The sequence below is a fragment of the Streptomyces sp. NPDC004561 genome, from assembly GCF_053602155.1.
Map to the genome: position 1 here is coordinate 1 of NZ_JBSGDB010000314.1, position 10,790 is coordinate 10,790.

The 10,790-nt window shown below is 72.7% G+C and carries 7 protein-coding genes and 1 pseudogene; 5 read left to right on the forward strand and 3 right to left on the reverse strand.

Features of this window, described 5'->3' with window-relative positions; all coding sequences use genetic code 11:
* The first annotated feature begins 1 nt into the window (after position 1).
* Both ACWEN3_RS31650 and ACWEN3_RS31655 read left to right on the forward strand, forming a co-directional pair.
* On the forward strand, positions 2 to 3,286 hold the full coding sequence (locus tag ACWEN3_RS31650; protein ID WP_452977669.1) for a HAMP domain-containing protein: 3,285 nt from the start codon (positions 2 to 4) through the stop codon (positions 3,284 to 3,286).
* Positions 3,246 to 5,759, forward strand: coding sequence for a SpoIIE family protein phosphatase (locus tag ACWEN3_RS31655; RefSeq protein WP_452977672.1), 2,514 nt, complete (start codon positions 3,246 to 3,248; stop codon positions 5,757 to 5,759). Before ACWEN3_RS31650 ends, ACWEN3_RS31655 begins: the two co-directional genes overlap by 41 nt.
* A gap of 4 nt (positions 5,760 to 5,763) precedes the next feature.
* On the opposite strand, the gene ACWEN3_RS31660 is transcribed toward ACWEN3_RS31655, so the two are convergent.
* Positions 5,764 to 6,186, reverse strand: a complete 423-nt coding sequence (locus ACWEN3_RS31660) for an ATP-binding protein (protein ID WP_452977675.1) — start codon at positions 6,184 to 6,186, stop codon at positions 5,764 to 5,766.
* 304 nt (positions 6,187 to 6,490) lie between these two features.
* Positions 6,491 to 6,664: a CsbD family protein gene (locus ACWEN3_RS31665; RefSeq protein ID WP_452977678.1), complete on the reverse strand. Its 174-nt coding sequence runs from the start codon at positions 6,662 to 6,664 to the stop codon at positions 6,491 to 6,493.
* A 170-nt stretch (positions 6,665 to 6,834) separates the two neighbouring features.
* On the opposite strand from ACWEN3_RS31665, the gene ACWEN3_RS31670 reads away from it, so the two are divergent.
* From ACWEN3_RS31670 to ACWEN3_RS31680, 3 genes are all read left to right on the forward strand, one after another.
* A complete protein-coding gene (locus ACWEN3_RS31670; RefSeq protein WP_452977680.1) occupies positions 6,835 to 7,308 on the forward strand; it encodes a MarR family winged helix-turn-helix transcriptional regulator in 474 nt (157 codons plus the stop codon).
* A gap of 134 nt (positions 7,309 to 7,442) precedes the next feature.
* Positions 7,443 to 9,101, forward strand: coding sequence for an MFS transporter (locus ACWEN3_RS31675; RefSeq protein ID WP_452977686.1), 1,659 nt, complete (start codon positions 7,443 to 7,445; stop codon positions 9,099 to 9,101).
* 306 nt (positions 9,102 to 9,407) lie between these two features.
* Complete coding sequence (locus tag ACWEN3_RS31680) at positions 9,408 to 10,595, forward strand: ANTAR domain-containing protein (protein ID WP_452977683.1); 1,188 nt, start codon at positions 9,408 to 9,410, stop codon at positions 10,593 to 10,595.
* 13 nt (positions 10,596 to 10,608) lie between these two features.
* Here the strand turns inward: ACWEN3_RS31680 and ACWEN3_RS31685 are convergent.
* A pseudogene (locus ACWEN3_RS31685) lies at positions 10,609 to 10,790 on the reverse strand (hypothetical protein); the annotation flags it as partial.

The window sequence follows — 10,790 nt, forward strand, 5'->3', positions numbered from 1 at the left end:
GCTGAAGAACACCATCAACACGATGGTGGACCAGCTGTCCGCGTTCGCGGACGAGGTGACCCGGGTGGCCCGCGAGGTGGGCACCGACGGGCGGCTCGGGGGACAGGCGCAGGTGCGCGGGGTCGCCGGCACCTGGAAGGACCTCACCGACAACGTCAACGTGATGGCCTCCAACCTCACCGGCCAGGTCCGCTCCATCGCCCAGGTCGCCACCGCCGTCGCCAAGGGCGACCTCTCCCAGAAGATCACCGTCGAGGCCAAGGGCGAGGTCGCGGCCCTCGCCGACGTCATCAACACCATGGTCGACACGCTCTCCGCGTTCGCGGACGAGGTGACCCGGGTGGCCCGCGAGGTCGGCACCGAGGGCCGGCTCGGCGGCCAGGCGCACGTGCCCAACGTGGCAGGCACCTGGAAGGACCTCACCGACAACGTCAACTCCATGGCCAACAACCTCACCGGCCAGGTCCGCAACATCGCGCTGGTCACCACCGCCGTGGCCAAGGGCGACCTGTCGAAGAAGATCGACGTCGACGCGCGCGGCGAGATCCTCGAACTGAAGACGACCATCAACACGATGGTGGACCAGCTCTCCGCGTTCGCCGACGAGGTCACCCGCGTGGCCCGGGAGGTCGGCACCGAGGGCCGGCTCGGCGGTCAGGCCGAGGTCGAGGGTGTCTCCGGCACCTGGAAGCGGCTCACCGAGAACGTCAACGAACTCGCCGGGAACCTGACCCGGCAGGTCCGCGCCATCGCCGACGTGGCCAGCGCGGTCGCCGAGGGCGACCTCACGCGGTCCATCACCGTCGACGCCTCCGGCGAGGTGGCCGACCTCAAGGACAACATCAACTCCATGGTGGAGTCCCTGCGCGAGACCACCCGGGCCAACCAGCAGCAGGACTGGCTCAAGACCAACCTGGCCCGGATCTCCGCCCTGATGCAGGGCCACCGCGACCTGCCCGTCGTCGCCGAGCTGATCATGGACGAGCTGGTGCCGCAGGTGTCCGCGCAGTACGGCGCCTTCTACCTCGCCGAGGACGGCGAGGCCGGGCCCGAACTGCGGCTCGTCGGCGCCTACGGCAGACCCGAGGAGGACCCCCGGCCCGTCCGCATCCCGTTCGGCCGCTCCCTGGTCGGCCAGGCCGCGCGCAGCCGCCGCACCATCGCGGTGGACGAGCTGCCGCCCGGGTACGTCACCATCTCCTCCGGGCTCGGACGGATCGAGCCCTCCGCGCTGTTGCTGCTGCCCATCCTCTTCGAGGAGCAGGTCCTCGGCGTGATCGAGCTGGCCTCGGTCACCCGGTTCGCCCCCATCCAGCGGGACTTCCTGCAGCAGCTGGTGGACACCATCGGCACGAACGTCAACACGATCGTCGCCAACGCCCGCACCGACGAACTGCTCGAGGAGTCGCAGCGTCTGACCAGCGCGCTCCGGTCGCGGTCGGCGGAATTGCAGGCGCGCCAGGAGGAGTTGCAGAGCTCCAACGCCGAACTGGAGGAGAAGGCCTCGCTGCTCGCCGAGCAGAACCGCGACATCGAGGCGAAGAACCTGCAGATCGAGCAGGCCCGGCAGGAACTGGAGGCGCGCGCCCAGCAGTTGTCGCTCGCCTCGAAGTACAAGTCGGAGTTCCTCGCCAACATGAGCCACGAGCTGCGCACCCCGCTGAACAGCCTGCTCATCCTGGCCCAGCTGCTGGCCCAGAACCCCTCCCGCAACCTCACCCCGAAGCAGGTCGAGTACGCGGGCATCATCCACTCGGCCGGCTCCGACCTGCTCCAGCTGATCAACGACATCCTCGACCTGTCCAAGGTCGAGGCCGGCAAGATGGACGTCACGCCGGAGCGCGTCTCGCTGCGGCAGCTCATCGAGTACGTCGAGGCCACCTTCCGGCCGATGACCTCGCAGAAGAGCCTGGACTTCACCGTCACCACGGCTCCCGGCGCCCCCGCCGACCTGCTCACCGACGACTCCCGGCTCCGGCAGATCCTGCGCAACCTGCTGTCCAACGCGGTGAAGTTCACCGAACAGGGCGGTGTCGAACTGCGCGTGGAGCCCGCCACCGACGACGAGGTGCCGGGGGGCGTGGTGCGCGGCGGTGCGATCGCCGCCTTCCGTGTGACGGACACCGGCATCGGCATCCCGGAACAGCAACTGGAGACCATCTTCGGCGCGTTCCAGCAGGCGGACGGCACCACCAGCCGCAAGTACGGCGGCACCGGGCTCGGGCTGTCCATCACCCGGGAGATCGCCCACCTGCTCGGCGGCGCAGTCACCGTGGACAGCACGCCCGGCAAGGGCAGCACCTTCACCCTGTTCCTGCCGGTGGCCCGCCCGGACTTCGAGACCCACCTGCGCGGCGGGCACCCCGTGCCCGCGCGGGAGGAGCCGGCCGAGCTGGAGAGCGTCGAGAGGAGATCCGGTGTGCAGCTCGCCCTCGGAACGCGGCAGCGTCCGCGCCGCCTGCTCGTCGTGGAGGAGCGGCCGCGCGGGCTGCTGACCCTCGTCGCCGAGAGCGTGGCCGGGGACCTCTCGCAGGGCCGCCCCGAGGGCTCGGGGACGCCCGTCGACGTGATCACGGCGGTCGGCGCCCAGGAGGCGGCCGGCGCGCTCGCCGCCGAGCCCTGCCACTGCGTCGTGGTCGAACTGGGCGCACCGGACGGGGAGTCGGCCCGGTTCCTGCGGGCGCTGCGCGGCGACTCGGCCCTCGCGAGCGTCCCGGTGCTGGTGCACGGCTCGCACCGCCCCGACCACCTCGGGGACGAGCCGGGCGGTTCGTCGGAGTACCTGTTCAGCCTGGACGACCTGCGCGAACGGATCGCCCTGCATCTGTCCGCCGAGGAGCCGGGCGAGGTGCTCACCCTGGTCCGCGGCGAGGAACCGCAGCGCACGGCACCGCACCTGATCGACGACCACACCCGCGGCCGTACCGTCCTCGTCGTCGACGACGACGCCCGCAACCTGTTCGCGCTCAGCGGTATCCTCGAACTGCACGGTTTCCGCGTGCTGCACGCGGAGAACGGCCGCAAGGGCATCGAGACGCTGGTGAACAACCCGGACGTCGAACTCGTGCTGATGGACGTGATGATGCCCGAGATGGACGGCTACACGGCCACGGCGGAGATCCGCAGGATGCCGCAGTACGCCGACCTGCCGGTCATCGCGGTGACCGCGAAGGCGATGCAGGGCGACCGGGAGAAGAGCCTCGCCTCCGGCGCCAGCGACTACGTCACGAAACCGGTGGACACCCATGACCTCATCGCCTGCGTCCGGCGCTGGCTCCCCGCATGAGGACGGCACCGCCCGCCCGCCCGTCGTCCGTCAGAGGGGTACCCACCCGGTGAGCACCGACGAAGCACTCCCGGCGGCGGCCGTGCCCGCCGAGCTGTCCGTGCAGCTGCCGTCCGTCGAGGCCGTGGCGGCCGACGTCCCGGCCAACTCGCCGGTGGGCCGGCTCGCCGCGACCGTGGAGCGGCTGAGCCGGGAGGTGCGGGCGGCCCAGGCGGAGGCCGACGGCCGGGCGCTGATCGAGCTGGCCAAGGGCATCCTGGTCGAACGCCTCGGCTGCGGTCCCGCGCAGGCCGCCCGCCAGCTGACCGATCTGACCGAGCAGGCGCAGGTCACCCCGCTGGAGTTCGCGGTCGACGTGATCAACCAGGCGGCCCGGGACCGCGTCACGGAGGTGACCGAGGCGTTCCTGGCGGTCGCCGCGGACCCGGCCGAGCCCGTGGCGGAGTCCGCCGCGGTGCGGCTGCGCGCCGCCGAGAGCGGTGTCCTCGCCGCACAGGACACCCAGGCGATGGCCGATTCGCTGCTCGGCCACGCCCTGCGGCCGCTGGGCGCGGTCGCCGTGGCGATCTGGGCGGCCGGTCCGGACGGCTCGCTGACCCTGGCGGGGAGCGCCGGCTTCCCGTTGGGGGAGGCGGACCGCTGGCGCTATGTGCCGCCCGACGTGGCCACGGTGGCCCGGCGCGGTCTGTCCGGGCCCGAGGGACAGTGGCTGCCCTCGCTCGCCGCCTCCGGGTTGCCGACGATCGGGCGCCGGGAGTACACCGAGGGCGCGCGGATCGCCGTGCCCGCCGGTGCGGGCGGCCGCATCCTGGGGGTGCTGGAGATCGCCTGGGCCAAGCCCGAGGGGCCGCTGTCCCGTCCGGTGCTGCGGCAGATCGAGGCGCTCGCCGAGCTGTGCGCGCACACCCTGGAGACCTTCGAGCCGCCGGCCGACACCGGGCAGGGGCCGCGGCCGCTGCCGGACGTCGTGGAGCTGATGGACCTGTCGGACGGGCTGTACGACCCGGCCCTGGTGCTGGTCCCGCATCTCGACGACGCCGGGCGGCTCGTCGACTTCCGCATCCAGCACGTCAACGGCCGGTTCCTCGACCCGGCGGGCCGGCCACGGGCGGTCGTCAACGGAGCGCTGCTGCTGGAGGCCTACCCGATGGCGGCCGGCACCAGCGAGCTGTTCCAGCGCGTGGAGCGGGTCTACGCCACGGGCGAGCCGTTCCGCGCCCGCCGTATGCGGCTGACCTCCCTGGTCGACCAGGTGCCGCTGTCGACGGTCGCGGACATCAGCATCAGCCGCCACGGCTGCGGGGTGCTGCTGATCTGGCGCATCGAGGACGAGACCGCCCGGCTGGCCAGCCTGCTCCAGCACGCCCAGCGGCTCGGCCGGATCGGCGGCTTCGAGGAGAACCTGCTGACCGGGGAGATCACCTGGAACGGCCAGCTGTTCAGCCTGTACGGCCGTCCGCCGACCACCCCGCCGGTGCCCCTGGAGGCGCTGGCCGCCCACGCCCACACCGACGACGCCGTCTCCATCGGCCGCTTCCTGCGCACCCTGATGCACCACCGCAGGCCCGCGTCCGCCGCGTTCCGGCTGCTGCGCCCGGACGGCGTGACGCGGCACATGCGCGTGGTCGCCGAACCGGTCCTCGACACCGACGGCCAGCTGCTCGTGGTGCGCGGCGCCTACCAGGACATCTCCGCCCAGCACTGGACCGAGGTCGCCCTGGCCGCCACCCGTGACCAGCTGGCCCACACCGAGCAGCAGGCCGACGAACGCAACCGGCTGGCCCTGCAGCTCCAGCACGCCATCATGCCGCCCACCCAGACGCCGCTGCGGGTGCCGGACCTCCAGGTGGCGGTGCGCTACCGGCCCGCCGAGACCGAGCAACTGGTCGGCGGCGACTGGTACGACGCCGTCGTCCTGCCCTCCGGGCTGGTGCTGCTGTGCGTCGGCGACGTGGCCGGGCACGGGATCGAGGCCGCGACCAGCATGGTCGTGCTGCGCAACGCGCTGCGGGGCCTGGCCGTCACCGGGGCGGGCCCGGCCCAGCTGCTGTCGTGGCTGAACATCGTGGCCCACCATCTGACGGGCGCCGTCACCGCGACCGCCGTCTGCGGCCTGTACGACGGCGACCGGCGCACCCTGCGCTGGGCGCGGGCGGGGCATCTGCCGCCGGTCCTCGTGCGGCAGGAGGAGGCCACCGCGCTGCCCCGGCTCAAGGGCCTGCTGCTGGGCGCCCTGCCGGAGGCCGGGTACGAGGAGAGCGAGGTGCAGCTGGCCGCGGGGGACACCCTGCTGATGTACACCGACGGCCTGATCGAGCGCCGGGACCGCTCGGTGGAGGAGTCCCTGTCCCATCTCCTGGACACGGCGCGCGCGGCGCCGCGGACCCTGGACCAGCAGCTGGACCGGCTGCTCACCTACAGCAGGTCGGACACCGACGACGACACCTGCATCGTCGGCATCAGGGTCTCCTGACCGCTCAGCCGTCCTCCTGGACGGTCAGCGGCACGGTGGCGGTGACCCGCTTGCCGTGCCCCGGCCAGGTCACCTCGAGGTTCCCGGCGAGCATCGCCACCAGGTGCAGCCCGTGACCGCCGACCCGTCCGGGGTCCGGCGGGCGCGGGCGCGGCGGCTCGGCGGAGGTGTCCGTCACGGTGATGCGCAGCGCCCTGGCGCCGGCCGGCAGTTCCAGGTGCAGGCCGCAGGGGCCGGGCGCGTGCTTGGCGGCGTTCGTCACGAGTTCGCTGACGACGAGCTGGGCGTCCTGGACGGAGCGCCGCACGGGTGCCGGACGCGCCCTGGCGAGCAGGGTCGCGACCGCGTCTCGCGCGTCGGCGATGCTGGATACGCCGGTGTCCCAGGTGCGGCTGTAGCGCAGGGTCGCCGGGCGGTCCTGCGTCATCGCGTGCGTCCTGAGCGGGATGTCCATACCTCGTCGCCCTTTTCCTGTGGGGGCAGGGTTCCTTCCTGCGGTCACGGAGGATCGTGCCGTCCCTGCTCGGCTACCCGCTGGTCCGTCGATCAAAGGGACGTTCGCCAGGAATCCTCCGGTTGCACACGAACTCCAGAAGGGATCGGGGCCCGGACCGAGGCGCCGCGGTGACCGTGTGCGGGCAGCGGAACGGGTCCCGGAAATCCGCGGATTTCCGGGACCCGTGTCCGATCGATCGCTCCAGCCGGCGCCATGGCCGGTGGCACGGTGTGACTCAGTGCTTGAAGGCGTCCTTGGTCTTCTCCTTGGCCTGGCGGGCGTCGCCGCGCGAGCGCTCCATATGGCCCTCGGCCTCCATGCGCTCGTTGCCGACCGAGCGGCCCGCGGTCTCCTTGACCTTGCCCTTGGCCTGCTCCGCCTTGGCCTTGGCCTTCTGGTTGCCAGCCATCGGGTTTCACATCCCAACGTCTTCGTGGTGTCGGTCGACTTCCGGTTTGCCGCTGGGCCGCCGTCCAAACCCACGGAAACCGGATCCTTCGCCCCTGCCACGGTGTGCGGTCCGCTGATTACCCGCCCTTGGTTGAACAGTCCAGACTGATAAACCTATTGTTATTAATCATGGAGTTGGCAGACAGGACCGAACCCGGCAGCGCCGCCGCCGGCCGGCCGGAGGACACGACGGCACTCGCCGGCGCGCTGCGCCTGGCCATGGGCCGCATCGTGCGCCGGCTGCGCCAGGCACACGCGGTGGGCGACATATCCCTCTCCGGCGTCTCGGTGCTGGCGCGGCTGGCCCGTACCGGCCCGGACTCACCCGGTTCGCTCGCCGAACTGGAACGGGTCCGGCCGCAGGCGATGGCCGGGACCCTCGCCGGACTCGAACAGCGCGCCCTGGTGAGCCGCGCGCCCGACCCGGCCGACGGGCGCCGGGCCATCGTGTCCCTCACCGAGGAGGGCCGGAGCGTGCTGGAGCAGCGCCGCTCCGAGTCCGTAGGCCGGCTCGCCCACGCCCTGGACGAGTTCACCCCGCACGAACGGCAGGCCCTGTACGCGGCCCTGCCCCTGCTCGACCGGCTGGCGGAGCGGCTGTGAACGGCAACCCGCCCGGCGCGGGCATACGCGCCCGCCTCCTCGCCCGCTCGGCCCGCCTGCGGGACACACCCCCGGGCCCCGGCTACAAGTGGGTCGCCCTCTCCAACACCACACTGGGCGTCCTGATCGCCACGATGGACGCCTCCATCGTGATCATCTCCCTGCCGGCCATCTTCCGCGGCATCGGACTGGACCCGCTCGCGGCCGGCAACATCGGCTACCTGCTGTGGATGATCCTCGGGTACCTGCTGGTCTCGGCCGTGCTGGTGGTCGTCCTCGGCCGGCTCGGCGACATGTTCGGCCGGGTGCGGATCTACAACCTGGGCTTCCTGGTCTTCGCGTGCGCCTCCGTCGCCCTGTCCCTCGACCCGTTCCGGGCCGGGGCCGGCGCGCTGTGGCTGATCCTGTGGCGCATCGTGCAGGCCTTCGGCGGCTCCATGCTCACCGCCAACTCCGCCGCGATCCTCACCGACGCCTTCCCGGCCCGGCAGCGCGGCATGGCCCTCGGGATCAACCAGATCACCGCGCTCGCCGGGCAGTTCCTCGGCCTGCTCGCGGGCGGTCTGCTGGCCGCCGTCGACTGGCGGGCGGTGTTCTGGGTGAGCGTCCCGGTCAGCATCACCGGCACCCTGTGGTCGTACCTGAGCCTGCGCGAGACCTCGGCCGGCGGCCGCGGCCGCGTCGACTGGCTCGGCAACCTCACCTTCGCCTCGGGCGCCGGCATCCTGCTCGCGGGCATCACCTACGGCATCCAGCCCTACGGCGGCCATGCCACGGGCTGGACCAACCCCTGGGTGCTCACCGGGCTGATCGGCGGCGTCTTCCTGCTGCTGGCGTTCTGCGTCGTCGAGACCCGGGTCGCCGAGCCGATGTTCCGGCTGTCCCTGTTCCGGGTCCGGGCGTTCGCGGCGGGCAACCTCGCCGCCCTGCTGACCGCGATCGCGCGCGGCGGCCTGCAGTTCATGCTCATCATCTGGCTCCAGGGCATCTGGCTGCCGCTGCACGGCTACGACTTCGAGGACACCCCGCTGTGGGCCGGCATCTTCATGCTGCCGCTGACCATCGGCTTCCTGCTCGCCGGTCCCGTCTCCGGCTACCTCTCCGACCGGTTCGGCGCCCGCATCTTCTCCACCGCCGGGCTGATCGTCGTCGCCGGGTCCTTCCTCGGCCTGCTGGCGCTGCCGGTGAACTTCGAGTACGGCGGGTTCGCCGCGCTGCTGCTGCTCAACGGCCTGGGCCAGGGGATGTTCTCCTCGCCCAACACCTCGTCGATCATGGGCAGCGTGCCCGCCCGCTACCGGGGGGTGGCCTCCGGGATGCGGTCCACCTTCCAGAACTCCGGCACGGCCCTGTCCATCGGCGTCTTCTTCTCCCTGATGGTCTCCGGCCTCGCCTCCTCCCTGCCGTCGACGCTCAGCAGCGGACTCCAGGCGCACGGCGTGCCCGCCGCCACCGCCCACCAGGCGGCCTCGCTGCCGCCGGTGAGCACCCTGTTCGCCACGTTCCTCGGCAACAACCCCATCGGGCATCTGCTCGGCGCCGGCGGCACCCTGGACCGGCTCACCGCGGCCCAGCGGGCCACCCTGACCGGCCACACCTTCTTCCCGGAACTGGTCTCCGGACCCTTCCACCACGGCCTGACCATCGTCTTCAGCGTGGCCGCCGGCATGGCCCTCGTCTCCGCGCTCACCTCCGCCCTGCGCGGCGGCCACGAACGCGCCGACGACACCCCGGCCGGAGCGGATCACGGCACACGGGAGAAGGAGGCGCGGCGGACGGCGCGCTCCTCGTGAGGGACGCCCCGGCCTGCGCGCGCGAGCCGCGTCGAAGCTCCCCCAGCACTTGTCCGAACCGAGGGAGCCCCGGACCCACGGCCGAATCACGGCCGGGTCTGTCTCCCAGTGTGCTCCCGCGCGCCCGGCGCACACGAGCCGGGTCCCCGTCACCGCGTGGGGTGCCGTCCCACCGCTGAGTCCGCTTGCCTTTTCGACGTACAAAGGAACAAGGTGAAGAGGTGAAGCGGTCAGGAAGCGGCCGAGGGTCTGCGGACCCGTCGAAACATGCATGTCGGAACGGGGGAAGACCGCGGGTGATGCCCTGTGACGCGAGGCGCCACGGTGACCGTGCAGCCGGTCACCGACCAGGCGGTGGTGCTGCAACTGTCGGGAACGTTCGACGCCCACAGCGCCGGGTTGCTGGGGCGTGAGCTGGACCTGCGCCTGAAACGGGCCGACGAGCGGGGCCTGAGCCTCGTCCTGGACGTGTCCGGGGTGCGCGGGGTGAGCACCCCTGCCCTGGACGCCCTCGACGCCCACACCCGGCACCACACCGCCGGACCCGTCCTGGTCGCGGGGGCCACCCCCCAGGTGCGCAGCATGCTCACGATGACACCCCTGCCGGGCATCCGGCTGTGCCCGAACCTGGAGGGCGCCCTCTCCACCGCGTGCGGCGGAGGCGCGGCGCGGGCCGGGCAGACGGGGCCGTCATTGCCGGTCGAGACGGCCGGCGAGATCTTCGGCCTGCGGGCCAAGGCCCGGACCAGCGGGATCATCGGCATCGCCCAGGGCATCCTGATCGCCCGCTACGCCCTGCCCGGCCCCGCCGCCGCCTTCAAGCTGCTGCGGGCGGGCTCGCAGCACCACAACGTGCCGCTGCGGGTGCTGGCCTCGGCGGTGGTGACCGCCCCCGCGCCGCTGACCGACGAGAAGTGGTTCCCGGGCCGCCGGCACACCTCGCCGCCCGCCCTCGAACTGCCGCAGGCGGACCGGGTCGACCCGCGTGATCGCCGGCAGGTGCTGCGGGCGGCCCTGTACGCGGCGGTGACGCTGACCGACGCCGACGCGGCCGAGATCCACCTGATTGACACGGGGCAGGACGAGGCGCTCGTGCTGGAGGCCCATCACGGGCTCGACGCGGCCTACCGCGATTGCCTCGCCCTGGTCCTCGGACCGCCGGCGGTGTGCGCGCGGGCCCGGGCGGCGGGCCGGGCGGTGACCGTCGCCGACGTGACCGTCGAACCGGGCCTGGCCGACCACCCCGTGGGACTGGCGGCACGCGTGGCGGGCAGCCGCGCGCTGTACGGCGTCCCCATGGTCTCGGACGGCGGCGAGTGCGGCGGCGTGATCACCGTCCACCGCGCCGAGCCCGGCGTCTGGCTGACCCCCGGGCAGCGGGACGCGCTGGACGGGCTGGCCAGGGACCTGGCCGCCTGGCGGTCCTGGTACCGGCGCACGGTGGTGCAGGACGCGCTGGAGTATCTGCACGCGCACGGCCGGGCCGGCGGCTGAGCGGCGCGGGCGGTCAGCGCTCGCGGCGCCGGCGCAGGAGGCGCCGTACGGCCAGGGCCGCGGCCGGCACGGCCAGGCCGACGGCGACGTGGATCTCGTAGCGCCTGATCTCGTCGTAGACGGCCGTGATGTGTTGTGGCATCCGATCGCCCTCCCCCTCCTGCTGCGCAGCACGCCCGGCCGGGCGACCGTGCC

Excerpts from the sequence above, each read along its gene's own strand:
- ACWEN3_RS31655 (WP_452977672.1), top strand. The coding sequence starts at position 3,246 with ATGACCTCATCGCCTGCGTCCGGCGCTGGCTCCCCGCATGAGGACGGC.
- ACWEN3_RS31670 (WP_452977680.1), top strand. The coding sequence starts at position 6,835 with ATGGAGTTGGCAGACAGGACCGAACCCGGCAGCGCCGCCGCCGGCCGG.
- ACWEN3_RS31660 (WP_452977675.1), bottom strand. The coding sequence starts at position 6,186 with ATGACGCAGGACCGCCCGGCGACCCTGCGCTACAGCCGCACCTGGGAC.
- ACWEN3_RS31675 (WP_452977686.1), top strand. The coding sequence starts at position 7,443 with ATGGACGCCTCCATCGTGATCATCTCCCTGCCGGCCATCTTCCGCGGC.
- ACWEN3_RS31665 (WP_452977678.1), bottom strand. The coding sequence starts at position 6,664 with ATGGCTGGCAACCAGAAGGCCAAGGCCAAGGCGGAGCAGGCCAAGGGC.